Source organism: Thermovenabulum sp., from assembly GCF_049701175.1.
Lineage (GTDB): Bacteria > Bacillota > Thermosediminibacteria > Thermosediminibacterales > Thermosediminibacteraceae > Thermovenabulum.
Map to the genome: position 1 here is coordinate 1 of NZ_JBNATW010000033.1, position 22,900 is coordinate 22,900.

Annotated in this window: 20 protein-coding genes and 10 tRNA genes; 1 reads left to right on the plus strand and 29 read right to left on the minus strand. The window is 36.3% G+C overall.

All coding sequences use genetic code 11. The annotated features are described in order from the left end of the window. Positions 1-159: 159 nt before the first annotated feature. The 27 genes from clpX to ACPLVF_RS10345 all read right to left on the minus strand — a co-directional run bounded on the left by clpX (position 160) and on the right by ACPLVF_RS10345 (position 20,189). On the minus strand, positions 160-1,425 hold the full coding sequence (gene clpX, locus ACPLVF_RS10215) for an ATP-dependent Clp protease ATP-binding subunit ClpX (protein ID WP_424907737.1): 1,266 nt from the start codon (positions 1,423-1,425) through the stop codon (positions 160-162). Between the two features lie 17 nt (positions 1,426-1,442). After that, positions 1,443-2,033, minus strand: a complete 591-nt coding sequence (gene clpP / locus ACPLVF_RS10220; protein ID WP_424907738.1) for an ATP-dependent Clp endopeptidase proteolytic subunit ClpP — start codon at positions 2,031-2,033, stop codon at positions 1,443-1,445. A 25-nt stretch (positions 2,034-2,058) separates the two neighbouring features. Beyond that, positions 2,059-3,399 (minus strand): trigger factor, encoded by a 1,341-nt coding sequence (tig, locus tag ACPLVF_RS10225; RefSeq protein WP_424907739.1) that lies wholly within the window; start codon positions 3,397-3,399, stop codon positions 2,059-2,061. A gap of 133 nt (positions 3,400-3,532) precedes the next feature. Beyond that, a tRNA-Leu gene (locus ACPLVF_RS10230) sits at positions 3,533-3,616 on the minus strand. Position 3,617: 1 nt separating this feature from the next. Next, positions 3,618-3,693: transfer RNA gene (locus ACPLVF_RS10235), tRNA-Lys, on the minus strand. A gap of 11 nt (positions 3,694-3,704) precedes the next feature. Beyond that, a tRNA-Gln gene (locus ACPLVF_RS10240) sits at positions 3,705-3,778 on the minus strand. A gap of 12 nt (positions 3,779-3,790) precedes the next feature. Further along, positions 3,791-3,867, minus strand: a tRNA-His gene (locus ACPLVF_RS10245). A 7-nt stretch (positions 3,868-3,874) separates the two neighbouring features. Next, a tRNA-Arg gene (locus ACPLVF_RS10250) sits at positions 3,875-3,951 on the minus strand. Positions 3,952-3,962: 11 nt separating this feature from the next. Continuing rightward, a tRNA-Gly gene (locus tag ACPLVF_RS10255) sits at positions 3,963-4,038 on the minus strand. A 6-nt stretch (positions 4,039-4,044) separates the two neighbouring features. Beyond that, positions 4,045-4,120, minus strand: a tRNA-Pro gene (locus tag ACPLVF_RS10260). Positions 4,121-4,221: 101 nt separating this feature from the next. Further along, positions 4,222-4,701: a metallophosphoesterase family protein gene (locus ACPLVF_RS10265; protein WP_424907740.1), complete on the minus strand. Its 480-nt coding sequence runs from the start codon at positions 4,699-4,701 to the stop codon at positions 4,222-4,224. Continuing rightward, positions 4,683-5,276 carry an XTP/dITP diphosphatase gene (locus tag ACPLVF_RS10270; protein ID WP_424907741.1) on the minus strand — a complete coding sequence of 198 codons (594 nt, stop codon included), beginning with the start codon at positions 5,274-5,276 and terminating at the stop codon, positions 4,683-4,685. Before ACPLVF_RS10270 ends, ACPLVF_RS10265 begins: the two co-directional genes overlap by 19 nt. Then, positions 5,273-6,025 (minus strand): ribonuclease PH, encoded by a 753-nt coding sequence (rph, locus tag ACPLVF_RS10275; RefSeq protein WP_424907742.1) that lies wholly within the window; start codon positions 6,023-6,025, stop codon positions 5,273-5,275. Before rph ends, ACPLVF_RS10270 begins: the two co-directional genes overlap by 4 nt. A 96-nt stretch (positions 6,026-6,121) precedes the next feature. Then, a complete protein-coding gene (locus ACPLVF_RS10280) occupies positions 6,122-7,117 on the minus strand; it encodes a GerMN domain-containing protein (protein ID WP_424907743.1) in 996 nt (331 codons plus the stop codon). A 63-nt stretch (positions 7,118-7,180) separates the two neighbouring features. After that, complete coding sequence (locus tag ACPLVF_RS10285; RefSeq protein ID WP_424907744.1) at positions 7,181-7,690, minus strand: DUF2179 domain-containing protein; 510 nt, start codon at positions 7,688-7,690, stop codon at positions 7,181-7,183. A 220-nt stretch (positions 7,691-7,910) separates the two neighbouring features. Next, entirely contained in the window at positions 7,911-9,335 is a 1,425-nt protein-coding gene (locus ACPLVF_RS10290) for a carbon starvation CstA family protein (RefSeq protein WP_424907745.1), read from the minus strand. Between the two features lie 151 nt (positions 9,336-9,486). Further along, positions 9,487-10,251, minus strand: a complete 765-nt coding sequence (locus ACPLVF_RS10295) for a LytR/AlgR family response regulator transcription factor (protein ID WP_424907746.1) — start codon at positions 10,249-10,251, stop codon at positions 9,487-9,489. Then, positions 10,223-11,953: a LytS/YhcK type 5TM receptor domain-containing protein gene (locus ACPLVF_RS10300; protein ID WP_424907748.1), complete on the minus strand. Its 1,731-nt coding sequence runs from the start codon at positions 11,951-11,953 to the stop codon at positions 10,223-10,225. The genes ACPLVF_RS10295 and ACPLVF_RS10300 overlap by 29 nt, the downstream gene beginning before the upstream one ends. Before the next feature lie 106 nt (positions 11,954-12,059). Then, on the minus strand, positions 12,060-13,958 hold the full coding sequence (locus ACPLVF_RS10305) for an N-acetylmuramoyl-L-alanine amidase (protein ID WP_424907750.1): 1,899 nt from the start codon (positions 13,956-13,958) through the stop codon (positions 12,060-12,062). A 144-nt stretch (positions 13,959-14,102) separates the two neighbouring features. Then, positions 14,103-14,834 (minus strand): redox-sensing transcriptional repressor Rex, encoded by a 732-nt coding sequence (locus ACPLVF_RS10310; protein WP_424907751.1) that lies wholly within the window; start codon positions 14,832-14,834, stop codon positions 14,103-14,105. A 121-nt stretch (positions 14,835-14,955) separates the two neighbouring features. After that, entirely contained in the window at positions 14,956-16,623 is a 1,668-nt protein-coding gene (locus ACPLVF_RS10315) for a Na+/H+ antiporter NhaC family protein (RefSeq protein WP_424907752.1), read from the minus strand. Positions 16,624-16,998: 375 nt separating this feature from the next. Further along, positions 16,999-17,074 (minus strand) — tRNA-Ala (locus ACPLVF_RS10320). A gap of 47 nt (positions 17,075-17,121) precedes the next feature. After that, positions 17,122-17,198: transfer RNA gene (locus tag ACPLVF_RS10325), tRNA-Val, on the minus strand. Positions 17,199-17,208: 10 nt separating this feature from the next. Beyond that, positions 17,209-17,284: transfer RNA gene (locus ACPLVF_RS10330), tRNA-Ala, on the minus strand. 83 nt (positions 17,285-17,367) lie between these two features. Continuing rightward, a complete protein-coding gene (gene lepB / locus ACPLVF_RS10335) occupies positions 17,368-17,892 on the minus strand; it encodes a signal peptidase I (RefSeq protein ID WP_424907753.1) in 525 nt (174 codons plus the stop codon). A 77-nt stretch (positions 17,893-17,969) separates the two neighbouring features. Beyond that, a complete protein-coding gene (locus ACPLVF_RS10340) occupies positions 17,970-18,695 on the minus strand; it encodes an N-acetylmuramoyl-L-alanine amidase family protein (protein WP_424907754.1) in 726 nt (241 codons plus the stop codon). A gap of 84 nt (positions 18,696-18,779) precedes the next feature. Further along, entirely contained in the window at positions 18,780-20,189 is a 1,410-nt protein-coding gene (locus ACPLVF_RS10345) for an MFS transporter (RefSeq protein ID WP_424907755.1), read from the minus strand. 257 nt (positions 20,190-20,446) lie between these two features. On the opposite strand from ACPLVF_RS10345, the gene ACPLVF_RS10350 reads away from it, so the two are divergent. Next, positions 20,447-20,623, plus strand: coding sequence for a hypothetical protein (locus ACPLVF_RS10350; protein ID WP_424907756.1), 177 nt, complete (start codon positions 20,447-20,449; stop codon positions 20,621-20,623). Here ACPLVF_RS10350 and ACPLVF_RS10355 read toward each other — a convergent pair. Then, complete coding sequence (locus ACPLVF_RS10355) at positions 20,620-21,717, minus strand: CapA family protein (protein WP_424907757.1); 1,098 nt, start codon at positions 21,715-21,717, stop codon at positions 20,620-20,622. The genes ACPLVF_RS10350 and ACPLVF_RS10355 overlap by 4 nt on opposite strands. A gap of 21 nt (positions 21,718-21,738) precedes the next feature. Beyond that, complete coding sequence (locus ACPLVF_RS10360; protein ID WP_424907758.1) at positions 21,739-22,824, minus strand: mannose-1-phosphate guanylyltransferase; 1,086 nt, start codon at positions 22,822-22,824, stop codon at positions 21,739-21,741. Positions 22,825-22,900 lie beyond the last annotated feature (76 nt).

The following is a 22,900-nucleotide window of genomic DNA, read 5'->3' on the forward strand; positions in this document are numbered from 1 at the left end:
TCTACATTTTTTCTGCTTTTTCCTCCTTTTTGACCTAAAAATATTTTACACTATCCTCCCTTTCCAGAATCCGGCTTTTAATAGTATTAGCAAAGGTAGATTAAATTATCCTGGAAAGGGTTACATAAAAAAAGCGCAAGCATATGCGCTTGCGCTCTTTTACGCAGTAACTTCCTTTTTCTTTCCTTTTTTGCGTTCGGCTGTAACCAAAATCGGTGGTTCTTTTTTCATCACCACTTCTTTTGTCACAACACATTTTGAAATATCCTGCCTTGATGGTATTTCGTACATTACATCCATCATAATTTCTTCCATAATAGCTCTTAAACCTCTTGCCCCTGTTTTTCTTTTTAACGCTTCTTGAGCTATCAGTTCTAAGGCCTCATCGGTAAATTCTAATTGCACATTATCCATTTCAAATAATTTTTGATACTGCTTTACCAAAGCATTCTTCGGCTCTTTTAATATTCTTATCAAAGCCTGTTCATCAAGGGCATCTAATGTTACAATTATAGGAACCCTACCTACAAATTCCGGAATCATGCCGAATTTTAATAAATCTTCAGGCATTATGTGGCTCAATATTTCACCTACATTTTTATCTTCTTTGCTCCTTATTTCAGCTCCAAAACCTATACCCTTTTTACCTAATCTGTTGGCTATTATTTTTTCAATGCCTTCAAAAGCTCCGCCGCAAATAAAAAGTATATTTGTTGTATCTATCTGGATAAACTCTTGATGAGGATGCTTTCTGCCTCCTTGGGGTGGAACGCTGGCAATAGTGCCTTCAAGGATCTTAAGCAGTGCTTGCTGTACACCCTCTCCAGAAACATCTCTCGTAATTGAAGGGTTTTCTGATTTTCGTGCTATTTTATCTATTTCATCAATGTATACAATACCTTTTTCTGCCCTCTCAATATCGTAATCCGCAGCTTGAATAAGTTTCAATAAAATGTTTTCAACATCCTCGCCCACATACCCTGCTTCTGTTAAAGAAGTAGCATCAGCTATAGCAAAAGGAACATTTAAAATCTTTGCTAAGGTTTGAGCAAGTAAGGTTTTTCCACTTCCCGTGGGGCCGAGCATTATAATATTACTTTTTTGAAGTTCTACATCATCCAGTTTCACATTGGAATTAATCCTTTTATAATGATTATAAACCGCTACCGATAAAATCTTTTTAGCTTTTTCCTGCCCGATAACGTATTGATCTAATATTTCTTTTATCTGATTAGGTTTTGGAATATCGGAAAAGTCCATTTTATTATCTTCGCTGAACTCTTCTTCAATTATTTCATTACAGAGTTCTATACATTCATCACAGATATATACGCCAGGGCCAGCAACCAATTTCCTTACCTGATCCTGAGTTTTTCCGCAAAAAGAGCACTTAAGCTGACCCTTTTCGTCGTTAAATTTAAACATTTTATCACCTCGTCTTGTTAGCTTTTAACCCTCTTAAAAATGACTTCGTCTATTAGCCCGTATTCTTTTGCCTCCTGTGCAGACATAAAATAATCCTTATCAGTATCCTTTTCAATTTTTTCAATGGGCTGATTGGTATGTTTTGCTAAAATCTCGTTTAATATACCCCTTAAATGAAGTATTTCTTTCGCGTGAGTTTCAATGTCTATTGCCCTACCCTGAACACCGCCCCAAGGTTGATGTATCATTATCCTGGAATTTGGAAGGGCAAATCTCTTTTTGGGAGCACCCGCTGCTAAAAGTACTGCCCCCATGCTGGCAGCAAGTCCCATACACATGGTACATACATCTGGTTTAATATACTGCATAGTATCGTATATTGCAAGCCCTGCAGTGACAGAACCACCGGGTGAATTAATATAAAGGTAAATATCTTTATCAGGGTCTTCGGATTCAAGATAAAGCAGCTGGGCGATAACAAGGCTTGCTACTGTATCATCTATGGGTGTACCAATAAATACAATCCTTTCTTTTAAAAGTCTCGAATATATATCGTAGGCCCTTTCCCCTCTATTTGTCTGCTCAACAACAATAGGAACAAGGCTCATATAAAACGCCTCCCCTTTTAAAAATTTATTCTACCTCTTCCTGTTTTGCTTCTCCATTACTATATATACCATCGGCTTCTTTTTCGGTTATTTTTGCATTCTCTATCAAAAATTTAAATATCTTGTCGGTCAGCAGTCTATCTTTTATATACTCTATGTTTTCCTCTTTAAGACCTTTTTTATACTCCGCTAAGGATTTATTTGCTCTCTCAGCATATTTTTGCAGTTCCTGGTCCAATTCCTCCTCAGAAACTGTTATATTCTCAAGTTTTGCTATTTTCTCTAAAATCAACGAGGTTTTAATGTTCTCTATAGCCCTATCCTGGAACTTATTTTTAAATTCTTCTGGTGTAAGCTTCACTGCTTCAAGGTATTCATTTAAGTTAATCCCGCGAAGCCTTAAGTTTAAAGCAAAATCGTATATGAGCCTTTCAATTTCTCTATCTATCATAACTTGAGGAATATCCACTCTTGCTTTTTCAATTAGTTTTTTTAAAATAGAACCTTTTAACGAATTTTCTTCAAAATTCTTTGCCCTCTCTTCAAGTTTATTCCTGATATCCTTTTTTAATTCCTCAAGGGTTTCAAATTCACTAACATCTTTTGCAAATTCATCATCAAGAGGCATCAATTCTTTTTCTTTTATTTCTTTTAAAGTTACCTTAAAGGTTGCTTCCTTTCCTTTTAAATCTTCCCTGTGGTAATTTTCAGGGAAGGTTACTGTTATTTCCCTTGTTTCTTGCGGCATCATGCCTATAAGCTTTTCTTCAAATCCCGGTATAAAGGTATTTGATCCAATGGTTAATGGATAATTTTGAGCATTGCCCCCTTCAAAGGGTTCTCCATTTATAAAACCTTCAAAGTCTATAATTGCCAAATCTCCTTCTTTTAGAGGCCTTTCAACATTAACAAACCTTGCATTTCTTTCCTGTAATTCCTTTAGTTCTTTTTCTACGTCTTCTTCTTTAACATTATATACCACTTTTTCCACTTCTAATCCTTTGTATTCTTCCAATATCACTTCCGGCTTTAGGGTAACTTTTGCTATTGCTATTAATGGTTTATTTTTTTCTATTTGTTCAATGTGAAAATCGGGATGATCCACAGGTTCCAAATTGTTTTCTTCTATGCCAATTTTATAAGCTTCTGATAAAGCAAATTCAGCTGCATCTTCATATAATATCTCTGGCCCGTAGTATCTTTCAACTATGCTTCTTGGTGCCTTTCCACGTCTAAAACCAGGGACATTAAATCTTTTTGCATTTTTCTTAAAGGATTTTTCTAAAGCCTTCTCAAATTCTTCCTCGCTTACCTCAATTTTTAGAGTAGCCACATTATTTTCTATTTTTTCCAAATTTACTTTCATTATGCTCCTCCTCACTATTTCCACTTCCATTGTTGCTTTTTTATTATAACATAAAAAAAATTAACAATCTATAAAATACAAAAATAATAAAACAATACCTCGGTTTTATACCGAGGTTAATCTGTTCAACGTATGGTGCGGGCGAGAGGATTTGAACCTCCACGGGGTTACCACTAGATCCTAAGTCTAGCGCGTCTGCCAGTTCCGCCACGCCCGCATGGTGAGCCATGGAGGACTCGAACCTCCGACACCCTGATTAAAAGTCAGGTGCTCTACCGCCTGAGCTAATGGCCCTAAACAAATAATGGCTGGGGCGGCAGGATTCGAACCTACGATGCAGGATCCAAAGTCCCGTGCCTTACCGCTTGGCTACGCCCCAGCATCTAATAAATGGGGTGGATAGTGGGACTTGAACCCACGACTTCCAGAGCCACAATCTGGCGTTCTGACCAACTGAACTATATCCACCACATAATGGCGCGCCCGAGGGGATTCGAACCTCTGACCCACGGATTAGAAGTCCGTTGCTCTATCCTGCTGAGCTACGGGCGCATAAAATATACTGGAGCGGGAAACGGGAATCGAACCCGCGACACCCAGCTTGGAAGGCTGGTGCTCTGCCAACTGAGCTATTCCCGCACATAATGGTCGAGGCAGAGGGACTTGAACCCCCGACCCCATGGTCCCAAACCATGTGCGCTACCAACTGCGCTATGCCTCGATACCCTAAAGACAATGTATAGTATACAATAATTTTTTTAATGAGTCAAGATATATAAAACCTATAATAAAATATTTTTAAATTTGTTTTTTTATCTCGTACTAGATTTCTATTACCTTAGCCAAAATTTCTTCTTTATTTACCTCTATCATTCCACAGGAAGGCAAATTTTCTCCTCTCGGCAAAGTTGTACTTCCTGGGTTGAAAAAAATAATATTATCAATTTTAATATTTAATGCCTTATGAGTATGGCCAAATACAACCACATCTGCACATAGTTCTTTTGCCCTTTTTATGAGTAAGCCCAAATCTGATTTTATATAAAAATAGTGTCCATGTGTCAAAAAGAATCTTTTCCCTTCAATTTCCAAGACCTTCTCATAATCACCATCTAAACCAAAATTTACATCGCAATTGCCTAAAACTCCTATAACCTTCTTACAAGTGACCGCCTTTACATATTCAGCATCTTTATAAAAATCTCCTGCATGTAGTATCAAATCTACATCTTTTAACTTATCAATAGCTTTTTCTAAAGAGCTAAAATCTCCATGGGTATCGCTTAATACACCAATTCGCAAAGTATGTGCCTCCTTATTTTTTCCAAAGCCCTACCTCTGTGACTTATTCTATTTTTTGTTTCAGAATCTGCTTCGGCCAAGGTTTTCCCTAATTCCGGTACATAAAATACAGGGTCATATCCAAACCCGTTTTTGCCTACTGGTTCAAATGTAATAAAACCCTTTAAATTACCTTTTTCTATATAATATTTCCCATTCGGTAAAGCAAAGCATAAGAAACATACAAATTGGGCTTCTCTTTCTTCAAAAGGGACTCCCTCCAATTCCGAAAGCAGTTTTTTTATATTGTCATCTGAAGTAGCGTTTTCTCCTGCATATCTTGCTGTAAAAATACCCGGCTTTCCTCCAAGGAATTTTACTTCAAGTCCTGAATCATCACCCAAAGAGGGTAATCCGGTCTTCTTGGCAGTTTCTACAGCCTTAATCACAGCATTTTCTTCAAAGGAATTCCCATTTTCTACAATTTTAATTCCTGGAAAATCTAATAAAGATAAAATTTCCAAAGGTGTATCGGAAAGCATTTGTTTGAACTCTTCTAATTTTCCCTTATTGGAGGTTGCTATAACAAGCTTCATTTGTTTTCTACCTCTTTGTTTTCCACTTCACTTAAAATATCCTTTAAAACATTTTTTTGTACTATTATAAGCTCGTCTATACCTTTTTTAGCAAGTTCCAAAAGTTCATCTAAATCTTGTCTTGAAAAAGGAAATGCTTCGCCTGTCCCCTGAACTTCTACAAATTGGCCTTTTTCGGTCATGACCACATTCATGTCTACCTGAGCCTTTGAATCTTCGTCAAATTTCAGATCCAAAAGCTTCTCACCATCGACGATTCCAACACTTATTGCCGCAACAAAACTATCAATAGGAATAGAATTAATAAGCTTATTATCCTTCATATATTTTAGTGCATCCACAAGAGCCACAAAAGCTCCGGTGATTGAAGCTGTTCTCGTACCACCATCCGCTTGAATCACATCGCAATCAATCCAAATAGTTCGTTCCCCTAATACACTTAAATCAACAACTGAACGAAGCGCCCGCCCAATAAGTCTTTGAATTTCCATGGTCCTACCGCTTGGTTTTAATGTTTCCCTTACATTCCTAATCTCAGTAGCTCTTGGGAGCATGGAATACTCCGCAGTAATCCAGCCTTGTCCCTTTCCACGCAAAAAAGGAGGTACTTTATCATCTACTGTAGCTGTACAAATCACTTTAGTATCTCCACATTCGATTAAAACCGATCCTTCAGCGTATTTATTATAATGGCGAGTAATCTTTACCGGCCTTATTTCATTATTCTGTCTACCGTCAGTTCTTATCAATACTATCCATCCCTTCTACTGCAATTTAAGTTTATTTTTATTTTTTCTTTATAAATATTTTAATATCTTTTTTTGCCCCTTACCAAGTCTTAAATTTTATATACTTTCAGGATTAACAAAAAGAGGTTTTAATATTGGTGTATCCAAAACTGTGCCTTCAGATAACACTGTTTTATTTCCTTCCACCTGAATTGTAACTTTATCTACACCTTCAAAAGCGGTAAGTGTAAGGACAATTGAATTTACAATTGCCTGTTCGTTTTCTAATCCTCCTCCGAAATTTTCAAGTTCTTTCGAAAAGTTTGCTATGACCTCATTATCCTTTTTAACTACACTTAGCACCTTTGTTTCTTTTGGAATAACTGCTGTCAACCCCATATTAGGCTTTGGCCCTTTTATTAACTCCTGCAGGGCAGTTTTCATCAAATTATCAGTGTTTTTTACAAGTCTGGTAACAGGAACATAATAGCTGAATGTACCTTCTTTATTTGTCCCTTTAAAAAACAAGGTAACCTTTTGTACATTATTTATATTTTGTCCCTTTGATTCAAGATTAATATTCTCCCTTTCCAATTGGGGATTTAACTGGGTTCCAAAGGGACACTTTTTAAGCGGTTTACCCTCAACTAATAATTCGACTTTATTAATAGTAGGAAATTCTGTGAGGGTATAAACCAGTGATAAAATTGCAGTTTTCTCTGCTGTTTTGTCTTTAAAATTTAAAAATTCCCTACTAAAATCGACTTTTGCAACCCCGTTTCTGATCGTCATTCCCAAAAGCTTAGTATTTTCTGGTAATGTAGGCATTAACCCTTTGTCTTTGAGGTGTTCTCTTATTTCGGCTTTATCTATTAAATTTTCTATAGTTGCTTTTGCAATTCCTTCCACCCATGGGATATTTTTAGTCACAGGTACCAGTAAATTATTTTCATTTACATAGTATAGAACAGTTTTCCTTAAATTTGCCTGGGTTTCCTCAATCGTATTCTTTTGTTCAGATTTCCCTTTTTCAGTAAAATTCAAAATATTGCACCCTGTAATCGTAAAAACTATACATAATACCAAGAATATACCAATAAGTCTTTTAGGCATAAATCTACCTCCTCCAAAATACCATCTTAATAATATATATTTTGGAGAAGGTTAAATAATGATTTATTTATTCTGCTTAAAGTATCCCCCTCTTGCCGATTTTGTATCCAATACAGTAATAAATGCTTCTTCATCTTCTTCCTCTATTAAAGATATAAGGTTTGACAATTCCTTTCTTGCTGTTGAAATCATTAAAACTTCCCTCGTTCCTTCTTTCCCCATACCGTTCAATACTGTGACTCCAAAACCGCAACCTCTAATTTTATCACATAGTTGAGATTTTTTAGTTATAACCTGAACGGTGGTATATCCCAATGCAAGCTTTTCTTCAAGAAGACTACCGACATAGTTTCCAGTTGCAAAACCTGCAGCATAAAAAAGAAGGTTTAAAGGATTATTCAGTTTCCCAACAACCTGAGTAAGTGCAGTTATATATATAATTACTTCAAAAAAACCTATGAAAGCAGCTTGAACCCGATGTCCCTTAACAATCATAATAGTCCTTATAGTCGCAAGGGATACATCAGCTACACGAGCAAAAAATATAAAAAAATAACCCGCTATTGGTGACATTGATTAAAACCCCCTTAATTATCAAAAGTATAATATCAAACCTCCCTATTTCTGTCAATAAAGTTTATGTTTTTGCAGGGCTTTTAATTCCAAAAAATATACCCTTTACAAAATTATAAAAGCCTAACATACATTTTATGGCAGAAAAGGTCATTTTTTGCAAAAATAAATAACCCCCCAAAAAAAGGGGGTATGATATAAACCAGTTTTTTAACTTTATTTATTTTTGAAGCTCTATGCTTGGAGTATTCTGTCTGGCTTTGAGCAAAAAGTAAACAAAAGTCAGCAGTGCCACCACAAGACCTACTGGGTACGATACACTTGTAGGCAGTCTCAGCCCTTCCGGTGCCTGGAGTATATAAGTCACGCTAACTGCCGTCATGAATGTCGCTGGTAGGGTAGCTATCCAATGGAATCTGCCCTCTCTTGCGAGATATACTGCTCCGGTCCAGAGCATTATCATTGCAAGGGTCTGGTTGGACCAAGCAAAGTATCTCCAGATAATTTGAAAATCTATCTGGGACAATACAGCCCCTACTATAAATAGCGGTACTGCAATTTTATACCTATCTATCACGTTCTTTTGACTCAATTTAAAGATTTCGGATATGGTGTACCTGGCAGCCCTAAAAGCTGTATCTCCTGAAGTTATGGGAAGTACCACTACACCAAGTATTGCAAGCACGCCTCCAAGTGGGCCCATCATAGTAAAGGCTGTCTCCTTTACAACAGCAGAAGCACCCGCAGTTGAGGAAAGTACCTTGCCAAGCTGCGCCGTTCCACCGTAAAAGCTCATTGCCGCAGCTGCCCAAATCAGTGCTATGATGGATTCACATATCATCATACCGTAGAAGATCATTCTTCCCTCTTTTTCATTTCTGACACAACGGGCCACTATAGGTGATTGTGTGGAGTGGAAACCGCTTATAGCACCACAGGCTATAGTTATGAACATCAGCGGCCATATAGGTGTTCCTTTGGGATGCAGGTTCTGTAGCGTAAGTTCCGGTATCTGGTATCCCTGGAATATAAGTGATCCACCAATTCCCAGTGCCATTATGATAAGTATGGCTCCGAATATTGGGTAAATCCTTCCTATGATCTTATCAATTGGTAGTACTGTTGCCAAGAAATAATAGAGGAAAATTATCCATACCCATACGCTTTTGGTCAGAACTTCGGGCGTCAAAATCGCCAGCAAACCGGCAGGGCCATTGACAAAAACAACACCCACTAACACCAATAGCACGACTGAAAATGCGTTCACGAATATCTTGGCCTTTGAACCCAGGTACTTACCCACCAGTTCGGGAACATTGGCACCGTTGTTCCTGAGCGAAAGCATACCTGATAGGTAGTCATGAACCGCACCTGCAAATATACCGCCGAATACGATCCACAGGAAAGCCACCGGGCCCCAAAGAGCTCCGGAAATCGCACCGTATATAGGACCAAGGCCAGCAATATTTAAAAGCTGAATAAGGCTGTTGCGGTACTTGTCCATCGGTACATAGTCGACACCATCGGCTAAGGTGTAACAGGGCGTCTGCCTTTTCTCATCGGCACCGAATACCCTCTCAACGAACGTGCCGTATATGATATAACCCAGAATGAGAACAGCAATTGAAACAAAAAAAGTAACCAAACGCAAAACCCCCTTATATGCCCACATCTTGTGGGATTTATTTATCCACATATTATTTTAGTCAAAATATCGACAAAAAGTTCAATTTTTCTCCAAACGGCAAAAAATAATCCCCCTTCGGCAACGAAGGGGGGCTGAACGGCACACTCAACTATATATCAAATAACTTTCTGAGTTCTTTGGCCTGGCGGCGGCTGACCGGGACCTCATCCTTTTCATATCCTTGAATAGAAAGGATAAACGTACCGTTGAACCATGGAATTATCTCCTTAACTCTGTCCAGATTTACCAAATAGCTCTTGTGTGTCCTGAAAAAATTCGGGCTCTTTATTTTTTCTTCCAACTCGGAGAGGGTATAAGATGTGCTGAACTCACCCTGTCTGGTTTTAACTATACTTCCCTTTTCTACGGCAACGCAGTAGCATATATCCTCAGGGCAGATTAGATAGATCCTACCGTTCTTCCAGACAGATAGCTTGTTGCACAAGGGTATCTCCTTGGTCCTTAGGTACTCGGCAATCCTCAGGACCTCTTCGCTTTGCCTCTGATTTTTGAACATATTTATTACCTTTTGCACCGCCTTTTCCAGCCTATCAGCAGAAAAAGGCTTTAGAATATAATCAACCGCGTTTATCTCAAAAGCCTTTACTGCGTACTCATCGTAAGCAGTTGCGAATATTATAATAGGGGTTTTACCCTTCTCAAAAATCCGCCTGGCAACCTCAAAACCATCCATATCCCAAAGTTTTATATCAAGGAAGACTACATCCGGGTTAAGTTCAATAACATTTTCTATGGCCTCCTCCCCCGAAGAGGCTTCTCCAATCACGTTTATTTCCGGGTATTTTCCCAGAAGGTAACGCAACTCATCCCTGGCAGGGCTTTCATCATCTACCAAAAGCGCGGTAAGTTTCATCATCCTCCCTCCAAATCTTTGCCGAAACAGGGATAAAGAATTTTACAACCGTACCCAACATAGGCTTTGAAGATATTTTTAAACGGCTCTCATGCCCGTAAAGACTCTCTAGTCGCTTGTTCACATTGTATAGACCTATATTTTCCCTTGCAATCTTCTGTGAAAGGATATTTTCAACCATCTCTTCGTCCATACCTACCCCGTCATCGGCCACGGTTATTTCCACACCGCCTTTCACGTTTTTAGCTTTGACCACTACCCTACCTCCATCTTTTTTTGGAAGCAAGCCATGCTTTACGGCATTTTCAACAAGTGGTTGAAGTATAAGGGGAGGAACCATTATGTTGGTGCCAGGCTCTATTTCAAAAACTACTTTTAATCGCTCGCTGAACCTGGCCTGTTCAATGGCAAGGTATGCCTTTACATGCTCAATCTCCTGCTCAAGCGGTACCAGTTCTTTGTTCGCACTCAGGCTCTTTCTGAAAAACTCTCCAAGATGTATCAGAAGAATCCTGGCTTGTTCGGGGTCCCTACGGCAGATTGAAATAATGGTATTCAAGGCATTAAAGAGGAAATGCGGGTTTATCTGGGACTGCAACGCCCTGAGCTCGGCCTTTGCTAGTAACTTTGCCTGCAGCTCCATCCTCGAAAGCTCCAGTTGTGTGGAAAAGAGCTGCGCAAGTCCTTGCGCCAGCCTTATGTCTACGCTGGTTATGCTGTTTTCCCTGGTCCTGTAAAGCTTTAAACATCCTATTACCCCTCCATTTTCTACTAGGGGAACTATCACAGCTGATTTCAGAGGACAGTCCCTGTTGAAGCACTCTATCTCTTCTTTATTAGAGGCTATCTGACATTCGCCGGTTTCCAGTGCCCTCTTGGTAGCTTTAGTCAAAACATCAAAGCCGCTTCTATGATGTTCCTCTCCAATCCCAATGTGTGCCAGGATCTGCCTTTTATCTGTTATGGCAACAGCGTCGTAATCCGACTTCTCGTATATTATCTTGGCAGTTCTGTAAGCAGAAAACTCATTCAATCCCTGTCTCAAATAGGGCAGCGTTTCCGCGGCTATATCAAGAGCAAGCTGGGCCTGGTAAGCCCCTACCCTTTCCTGTTCACGGAATATGTTCTCAACTATTAATATAAATATAGCAATGCCTAATGCGTTTACAGAGCTCATTGGAAACCATATTACCTTTACCAGTGCCAGTGCTGCTGAAAAAGGCTTTGCTACAATAAGTATGATAACCATCTGAAGCAGTTCCAGACCAAAGCCTATAACTAAAGCTGTCTTCCAATTCATATTGGCAGGATTCAGTTTCCTGTGGAGAAGCCCTGCAATGGTCCCTTCAGTGAATGTAGAGATTCCACAGGCCAGTGCTGTAAAACCGCCTATATCTATGGCCCAGCGGTGAAAGCCTGCTATCAGCCCGGATAAAAGGCCTACAAAGGGACCCCCGAGAAGTCCTCCTATTATAACTCCCACGGCTCTCGAATTTGCGATAGCCCCGCAGACCGGGATACCCATATAAGTCCCCAGTATGCCGAAGGTACCGAATATGGCCGATAACAAAATTTTATCCAGCAGTGATACACGGTGCTTCAATATGAGGTTTTTAAAGGCTTTATTTCTCGAAAGAATATAGGCTATAACAATAAAAAGACCCAGTCTGTTGACAAGTCCAGTTAGTATCAAATAGACCATCAGTATTCAACTCCATAAAACTTCATTTAAATAAATTATATCATATAATCGATTTTACTTCACCAAATGGGTGTATCTACAAAACCTTGTTTCTATAAAAATCCGGTTAAGATGCTTTTTCGAAATAATTTAGAATACCTTTAAATATTCCTTCTGCAGCCTTTTGCCTGAAATTTTCATCCAATAAAAGGGATAAATCCTTAGGGTTACTCATAAAAGCTACCTCTACAAGGCATGAAGGCATTACCGTTTCTCTTATAACTACAATACCTGTTCTTTCAATAATTCCAAGGTCGGGAATATTTAAGGATTGCACCATACTTTTTTGTATTAGCTCTGCAAGCTTCTTTTTTTCAGGAGTTGGAAAGTATAAAGTCTGAACCCCTGAAGTAGCAGGATTTGGACTGGAATTGTTGTGAATGCTTATAAAAACATCGGCTTTGATCTCGTTCGCCATACCAGCTCGAGCGTATAAATTTACGTATACATCGCTTTCTCTGGTCATTAAAACCCTTGCTCCATTGTCTTCTAAAATCTTTTTCAGTCTTAAGGCTATATCAAGGTTTAAATCCTTTTCATATACACCTTGATATACCGCTCCAGGGTCGCTTCCTCCATGCCCTGGATCAATTACAATAGTTTTCCCAAATAGTAATAGGGAAGAAAATTCTATGACAATTTTATTTTCAACAGCATTTACATCATATAATAGTTTAGAATCACCCCTATTTATGAATGCTGATACTATATTTTTACTCTCATCTTCTTTCAAAAATATGTTCCCTGGTATTTCATTGAAAAAAACAATATTTAAAGAGTTTTTGTCATACACTAAATTTGTTTTATTAATTTCAATAATTATATTTTTATTTAACGCATCTTCTTTTACCGAATATGTAGTAATTTTGTCAAGTTCAAATATAACAAGGCTTTTTCCCTCTTGATTTTCTGTTCTTACATTTAACAACTTTGCATTATTTTTAAACTCTATCAGCAAACCTTCATCCTTTTTGTCAATAAAATAGTTGAAATCTCCCTTCATATCAAAAACAAGTCTCGTTATAGCCGGATTTATCGAAAACTGACTTGCTCTAATACTTTTTAAAAATATATCCCCATCCACTTTTGGAATTTCAAAGGCAGGACGAGAGTAATAAAAGTCAACAACCAACCTATAATCATTGGTTTCAGGTGAACCCAAGGTAAAATATTTATATTCTACGGGACCGGAAGACATAATTGTAATAGTAGAACCTTCACTATTTTTAACATATTCCAGCTTATTGATTAGGCTAAAAAATTTTACTTTAAGAACTCCATTTTCTATAAAGTATTCATATAATAAACCTTCTTTTTTTTCTAAAATTATCCGAGTCCCCTTATCGGTCGATATAATTTGGGCATTTTTTAGAAACTTCTCATTAAAAATATTAAAATTTTGATCCTGCTTTGCTTTAGCGGATAAGTCAACAATTATACTATTTTCCTTTTCTTGTATAGAAAAATTTAATGGATTATCTCCTATTATTTTTAATACCCCTTCATTATCATCCCAACAAATTTCCTTTATTTCTTCAATTTCCCTATATATCTTAACAATCTTATTTTCTCCATCCCAATAAACTTTTGCCTCAAAATTTTCTGCTATAAATCTGAGCGGGACAAATACCCTATTATTCTTTATCATTGGCGGAACATCCAAATTAATTTTTTTGCCACTTATATATGCATAAGGATCATTAACTTTTAAAAGTATCGTTATGTTTTTATACGAAAGCACTATCCTCTTAATACTAATTTCATAGTTTACAGTTGCCCCTAAATTTTCAGAAATTACCCTCAAAGGAACCAATGTTTTATTATTGTAAATAAAAGGTGAAACATCAGATATTACCCTTTTGTCATCAATAAAAATCTCTATTGATTTTTTATTAGTCGATGCTAAAGCTAAGGATTGAAATAATATAAATGCTACGAATAGAACAATTATTACTTTCTTAGTCAATTGTCTACCCCCTTGAATCCTTTTCTTTTTTAATTCTACTTTTTTACCCATAAATCCTTTTAAAAACCAAATTTTAAAATAAATGTAATTTTGTTGTAATAAAAAAACCGGTTTTTAAAACCGGCTTTTTAATCTTATATAAGGTTATTTAGAGTTTTTTATAATTTTCTCTTTTAATTCATCTCGTTTTGATTTTTGTTTCATTAACCTCTCCATTAGTTTGTTTTCGTTTATTTTATAACTTAAAGTAAATAAGCTGTCTATTAGATGGACATTTTCTACCATGATATGGGGTGGTACCTTTATTTCAACAGGTGCAAAATTCCATATACCCTTTATCACAGTACCACTTAAAATATCAGCTACATGTTGGGCACTTTCTTTTGGAACTGTAATTATTGCAATATCCACGTTGTTTTCATTTACAATGTAAGTAAGCTCATCTAAATCGTATACAGGAACGTTGTGAATCTTTAAACCTATTAATCGTGTGTTTGTGTCAAACATGGCGATCAGCTTAAATCCGTGAATTTCAAAATCTTTGTAATTCGCCAATGCTTGACCTAAATTCCCAGCACCTACAATTACCATTTTGTGCTCGGTATTTAGCCCCAGAATTTTCGCGACTTCATTATAAAGTTGTTCTACATTATAACCGTATCCCTGCTGTCCAAATTCCCCAAAATTATTAAGATCCTGCCTCACCTGAGATGCAGTAAATCCAAGCATCTGCCCTAATTCCTGGGAAGATACTTTTTCTACATTGTTTCTCAAAAGTTCTCCCAAGCATTTATGATACTTGGGAAGTCTCCTTATTACAGCAAGAGAAATCCTCTTAATTTCTTCATCCGCCATAATATCACCCAAAATTTTCATTTTTACACTTGATTTTGATATTATCATAATTTATTAATATTGTCAAAAATTTATTTTTAACTTTTTACGTAATTTAATAAAGTAAAAGTAAAAAAAGGGGAAAACCCCCCTTACTGATTTTCTAATTAACATTTCTCATCCTTTCTATTTCTTTTGCATATCTTGCTTCTCCAAACATTCTGTGCATTATGTAAACTACTCCAAAGAACAGGGCAATTGTTATAATCCATACTACAAACACATTCTTATAAAAACCTAATATTAGAAAACCAATAGCCGATGTAATTGCTGCTGTCAGTGCATAGGGAAGCTGAGTGTTCACATGTTCTATGTGAGGACATGCTCCTCCTGTTGATGACATAATTGTCGTATCAGATATAGGAGAACAATGGTCTCCGAATACTCCGCCGGATAATACTGCTGCAATAACGGGCAACAAATCTATTTTCATCGAGACAGCTAAAGGTACAACTATAGGAATCATAATTGCCCATGTACCCCACGACGTACCTGTAGAAAAAGCTATAAATGCAGAAAGAACAAATATAGTGAAGGGTACCGCCCATGCCGGGAAGGTTTCGGACATTATACTCGATACATAAACACCCGTTCCTACTTCTTTGCAAATTGAACCAATAGTCCATGCAAGAGAAAGTATGAAAAGAGCTACCATCATAGACTTTGCACCTTGAATTACCGCTTCCATAGAATCTTTAAGTCTCACTACACCTCTTATCGAATAAAAGATTGCTGTTAAAAGCAGTGTCAAAGACGCACCCCACACAAGGGCAGTTGCGGAATCACTGTTCATAACTGCTGTAAAAAATCCTGCTTTTCCATCGAAAAAGCCGCCGCTATAAGCCATACACAAAATAATTATTAAAATTAACCCTAAAAGGGGGCCTACCATATCTATTGCAGAACCTTTTTCCGATTTCTCTAAGTTTTCAAATTCGTCTCCCGGTGGATTCTTCATAATAGAGGTATCCCAAAGTCCAAGCCCTGCTAGCGCTCTGTATTCGGATCTTGCCATTGGACCATACTCCAAATCGGTAAAAGATGTTATGAGCACCATCAAAACAATAAGCCAAGGGTAAAAATCGTAAGGCACCATCTGCACGTAAACACTGTAGGGATTCAAATTAAGTTTATATTGCTCAAAAAGTGGGACGAGCAATGAAGCAACATAAGCAACCCAAGTAGATATAGGCACCAAAGTGCATACAGGAGCAGCCGTTGAGTCGATTATAAAAGACAGCTTTGCCCTTGAAACTTTAAACCTATCAGTAACTGGCCGTAAAGCCGTACCTACCGTCATGCAGTTAAAATAGTCATCCATAAAAATTAATACCCCAAGGCACCATGTTATAAACAGAGCTACACTTCTACTTTTAATGTGTTTTTCAGCCCATTTTCCAAAAGCCTGTGGGCCATTGGCCCTCGATACCATTCCCACAAGGGAACCCAAAAGTGCTGTAAACAAAAGCACCCTAAAATTCCAGGAAGAATCTCCAGCAGTATTAATTATAGTTTCCATTGCTTTTTTAAAAGCTTCCCATAAATTTCCTCCTGTTAATATCAAAGCCCCGCTCATTATTCCTATAATCAAAGAGCTCAATACTTCCTTGGTAATAATAGCAAGGCTTATCGCTAATACCGGTGGCAACAACGATAAAGCACCGTAATGTTCAGGTTTATTTTCCTTTTGCCCTTCATCGGCAAAAAGAGGTAATGAAAAAGCCAAAAGAAGCAAAATTAAAATTATTATTATAACTCCTTTTTTCGACAAAATTAATCCCCCTTTCTCAAAAAATCGAAATCTACACTAAAGCTTTAAGTTTAATACTACCCAACACCCCCTATCCGTTTTTTAAAAAAATTTATTTTTTATGTTATTATTTTATTTATTTTTAATTAGCAAAATTTATGCCGTTTTAATAACTTTGTTATTATTTATACTTTTTTTTACTTTATAAGGAAAGTATATTAATCAATCAGTTTTTTTCTGTGTTATATATGCCCATTTTTTTGCTATATGCCAAATGTTATGCATTTATTTTATCAGTTAATTTTATTTTTGACAACATGTTTAAAATAAAAAAATGCCCAATTTAGGGCATTTTCTCAAAGTAAATTATTTTTTTATCCTTTGTAAAAATAAAAATGGTGGACGTGACGAGACTTGAACTCGTGACCCCCACAATGCCATTGTGGTGCTCTCCCAACTGAGCTACACGCCCACTGCTTTTATAGGATAACATATCAATTGTTTTTTGTCAATATAATATGGTGGGGAATTAGGGATTCGAACCCCAGACCTCTACGATGTGAGCGTAGCGCTCTAACCACCTGAGCTAATTCCCCACTTTTAATATGGTGGACGTGACGGGATTCGAACCCGTGACCCTCTGATTGCGAACCAGATGCTCTCCCAGCTGAGCCACACGCCCACAATTTTACGCATATAATATTATACATGACAATATCATTAAATTCAATAATACACCAATTATTTTTTTATCTATTTTAATTTTTACTGGATCCTGCCTATCCTTCCTAACGGCCAAATTCTAAAAACAGCTTTCCCAACAATGTACTTTCTGGGCACAAATTTATTTATCCAAAAACGGCTGTCCTTTGAGTTGTTTCTGTTATCACCCATCATAAAGTAGTATCCTTCCGGTACTTTATAAGGGCCAAAACTTCCAACCATTGGCTCATTCAGATACTTTTCTTTATACTCTTTCCCGTTTATAAATAATACCCCATCTTTTATTTCTATTATATCTCCCCCCAATCCAATTAATCTTTTTACAAAAGTCTGAGATGGATCGTCAGGGTATTTAAAAACTACAATGTCGCCCCTTTGAAGAGGTTTTATCCTGTAAATATACTTATTTACTAATATCCGATCCCCAATATTTATTGTAGGTATCATAGAACCTGTAGGTACTATCATGGGTTCAAAGACATATGCCCTTATCGCTAAGGCAATAATCAATGCTATAGCAATGGATTTAATCCATTCCAATAATTCATTTTTCAATCTGCTATCCATGTTACCACCTTTTTCAAATTTGCAATAATAAAAAATGCTTTTTTTATTATATCATAAAAAATCTTGATTTAAATATTTTAAAAGTATTCTACTAACGCATTTTTTATTTCCTCTGCCAGTAGAACTTGAAAACTTGAAGTTTTTAATAATTGGCGGTCTTGTGCATTTGTTATAAACCCGACTTCAATAATCACACCCGGAATCTTGGTATTGCAAAGCAAAAAAAGTGAAGAGTTTGGATAAGGATTCCTACTTGGTACCCTATGCCCTGAAGATGAATATGCCTTTTCAAGATATTTTTGCAAAATCTCCGCTAAGCGCTTGCTCTCAAAACTTTCCCTAAAATAAAATATCATTGGCCCTCTAACCTTTGGGGCTACTTTTTCAGAATTGACATGTATACTCAAAAAAACATTTGCGCCTGAACTATTAATTATTTCCGTTCTTGCTATTAAATCCCTTCGATGCCTTGAGCTGCTTTTATTATTCCTATCATCTAATGCTTCATCAGTAGTACGCGTCATTATCACTTTGGCACCTTCTAATTCTAAGGCTTTTTTCAATTTTAAAGAGATCATTAAATTAATATCCTTTTCAAGGGTCCCATCTTGATGAAAAGCACCGCTATCTATACCCCCATGACCAGGATCAATAACAATAACCTTTCCAAGCAGGGACTTTTTAATATAGAACACATTTAACGCTGAAATCCTAAAAAAAATAAAATAATAAAGGCAAAAAAATAAAATCAGTATTAAAATGATAATATTTTTATTTTTACACTGTATGAAATTATTCTTCATAATTTTCCTCCCCAGGCATTTGACTTTTACAATAAAAAGATATTTACTGGGGAGAAAACTTATGCTTCTTTTTAAACCACAATGTTACTTAAAAACATCCTCCTCTATACTTTCCTCATTTTTGCCCCTCGTTGAAGAGGTTAAAATGCACAAGAAATCTATAAATGCCGCCAAAAACAAGGCATCTTTTACTCCATATAAGAATGATAATTCATTAATATTAGAAGCCTTAGGCAAAATCCTTAGATAATAATTTTGCCTTAACGCTAACAACCCACCTGATAGTGCTATACCCAAAACCATTCCTGTATTGCGCATTGTAGCCAAAACCCCCGCAGCAACACCCTGTTTATCCTTTGGAGCACTTCCCATTACCGCACTATTATTAGGAGTCTGAAAGAGTCCATTCCCTATTCCAAATATAATTAATCTTGTTATTACGTCAATCGATCTAAAATTGAAAGGCATTTTAGAAAGAAGCACAAGAGATAATGCCGAAATTCCTGCACCAGTAGTACTTAATATTAAGGAACCAGATTTATCGAATAATATTCCGCTGATGGGCGCAATTAAAAGAACGGTTAGAGGAAAGGCCGTCATTATAATTCCAATTTCACTGGAAGAATAGCCTGATTTTGTAAGGAAAAAGGGCATGAGGAAAATCATCATGTACTGAGCTGTATAATTCAATAAACAACTAATATTACTTGCTGCAAACATCCTGTTTTTAAAAAGTGTCAAGTCCAGCATAGGATGAGTGAATCTTTTTTCCCTTAATATAAAAAGCACAAAGGAAATAATAGAAAATAGAAGTAAAAATATAGATTTTTTTGAGCTCCATCCGTACTCCTGCCCTTTGCTCAAAAAAGTGAGTATTGAAAAAAGAAAGACAAAAGCCAAAAAAGCCCCTTCTATGTCAAAAGGTTCTTTTTTCTTTCTTTCAAACCGAGGGATTACTTTATTAGAAAGCAGCATCCCCAACAAGCCTATGGGGATATTTATTAAAAATATCGATCTATAGCCATAATAAGTTAATAAAAATCCTCCCAAGGAAGGTCCAATAGCTAAACCTACTGCTACGGACATTGCATTAAACCCCAGCGCCTTTCCCCTTTCGCTTTTAGGAAAAGTGTTTGTAATTATTGCAGGTGCAACCGCCATCATCATACCAGCTCCTGCTGCTTGAAGAGCTCTAAAAAATATGAGTACACCTATTTTATTTGCAAGTCCGCAAAACAGTGAAGAAGCTGTAAAAACACCCATCCCTGTTATGTATAAACTCTTATAACCCATAAGATCCCCTAATCTGCCAAAGGTTAAAAGTAAACTACTAAGAACTAATAAATAAGACATTGAAACCCAGCTCACTGTTGTCACAGGAGCGTTAAATACTTTCGAAAAAGTAGGCATCGCTACGTTTACTACACTCGCATCTATCGGTCCCAACATGCTTCCTATTAACACCGCAAAAAGAACTTTATACTTATTATCCATAATTTCAACCCCTTCGAGTGATTTATATGTGAAAAAGATATTTTTCTTATCTTCGTAATATTCTTGATTTTTTATTATTTTCAGTATATATTTATATTATCAAAAATCATATTTTTATAATTTACTGTCAGCTTAATATATTAAAAGAAATAAATATGTTTAATAAATGTTATTTTTATTAAATGTCATCTATTAACCGATGATGTTTTTACACATTACAATTTTATAATATTTTATCTATGACAAGGAGGGTATTTATGAAAGTCCCAGAAAAAACCGATTTTACTCAGATATCCGAGTGCCCGTATTTAAAATGTGAAGAAACATGCTATGGCATAACATGCTATTGTTTATTAGGAGCTGAGGGTAAAAAAGAAGCTTGTTCTGCTGAAGTAAAAAAAGCATGTGAAGAAGAACATCAATACACCGTTTAATTTTTAGGTTTTCTGCCTTTTTTTACAATAAATTTTATTTTTCCATTTTCCCTATATCGATGAACCCATGTGGGAATTTCTTCTACTTCTTCAATGTAAACTTTGTTGCTTTTTTTATCTACTTCAATATTAACCCTTAATATTAATCCCTCATCGGTATAGGGAAATCTTTGCGCAGAAATAAAATTGCCCAGCGAATAATGCACGTATTTTTTTTGATTCAAATTTTCATCTTTTATAAAAATCCATTCGCCCGACTGGACTACATGAGGATGACTGCCTATAACAATATCCGCACCTTCCTCAATTACTTTTTTTGACAATTCCCTTTGAAAGTCCGATGGTTTGCGCTGATACTCATTTCCAAAGTGAAAATAAACAACGAGAACATCCACTTCATTTTTTGCTTTACTTACATCTTTCAAAACCTTTGCCTCATCAATTATATTTACTAAGTAGGATTTTTTTACGGAAATCCCATTGGTACCATATGTATACGCTAAAAACCCGATTTTAACACCTTTAACATTTAGGATTCTTAAAATATTTTCTTCTCTGCTCTTGTTGGTCCCAACGTTTACTAATCCTCTTTCTTCTAAAACTTTTATCGTCCTTAAAACCCCTTCTTCTCCCCTATCCATAGAATGATTATTAGAGGTCACAATAACATCAAATCCTGCATTTTTTAAAGCATCGGCAATTTCATCAGGGGCATTAAAAAGGGGATACCCTGTAAATCCTTTTTCCTTTCCAGCAAGAGTTGTCTCTAAGTTTGCTATAGCTATATCCCCCGACATAATATCTTCCCTTACTTCATCAAAAAAATAATCAAAATTAAATTTCTCGGTTTTGTCTACATGTCCCGACCATATTTGAGGAGTATGCATCATTACGTCCCCTACAGCAACTAAAGAAATATCTACAATATTGGAATTTTCTTCTAATTCTTTTTCGTCTTTACTTTCGTGTTTACTAAAGTTACTTTTATCCTTTTCGTAAGTAGCGAACGCTGTTAGATCCTTTTTATACTGTAAAAACACAAATAAAGAAAATAATAATAAAAATATCAAAAGGACTGAAAATACTCGTTTCATTCTATACCCTCTTTATTTTTTTTATAGTAAATCTTCTCTTCCCATTTTCCTCAATTTTTCTACAACTTTTTTAACATCCTGAGCTTTCTTCTTTGGACAAACAAGTATTGCATCCTGAGTTTCTACAACTATCATGTCTTCCAAACCTACTGCTGCTACCATCCTGCCGTTAGAATATAATATGCTATTTTTTGTCTCAATTTCTACATGCTCTCCTCTTATTATATTGCCGTTTTCATCTGGAGGAATTACGCTTCCCAAGGAATCCCAACTTCCCACATCGCTCCAGCCAAAATCACATGGAATCACCGCTACATCTAGAGCCCTTTCCATTATTCCGTAATCAATAGAAATGTCCGGTAGATCCTTATAAACCTTTTCCAATTCTTTAAATCCTTCATTTTTCCCTAAAACATCAATTATAGATTTTAGCTTATAATAAATCCTCGGTAAAAATCTCTCAAAATTTTTTAAAATAACTTCCGTTTTCCAAACAAACATACCGCTGTTCCAAAGGTAATCTCCACTTTCAATATACTGCTTTGCTTTTTGTACATCGGGCTTTTCTACAAACTCCTTTACCTCGTATGCTGTTTTTACTTCATCAACTTTTATTGTGTTTTCCTTATCGTATTTAATATAACCGTACCCGGTTGATGGGAATGTGGGAGTTATGCCCATAGTTATAAGCTTTTCGGTATTTTCCGCAATATTAAAAGCAGCATTTAAGACCCGTTGAAATTCGAAAGTATTTTTAATGTAATGGTCAGAAGGAAAAACTCCTATTACCGAATCTTTATCCCTTTTTTCAATTACCATTGAAGCGTATGCTATACAAGCCGCTGTATTTCTACCAAAGGGCTCTACCAATATGTTTTCATCAGGTATTTCTTTTAATATCACTTTTTTCAATGTGCTCTCTTGAGCTTTATTCGTAACAATAATTATTTGTTCAGGTGGCACCAAATCTAATATCCTTTTTATTGTATCATTTATCATTGTATCTTCACCAGTAATATTTAAAAATTGCTTAGGCGTTGAATTCCTGCTCAGCGGCCAGAACCTTGTTCCGCCACCTCCTGCCATTATCACTCCGTAACGTTTCATAAAATCCCCCCTCTATTATATAAATGTTATGTCAAATTAAGGTATCAAAATTACATACCAATAACCTATAAAACAT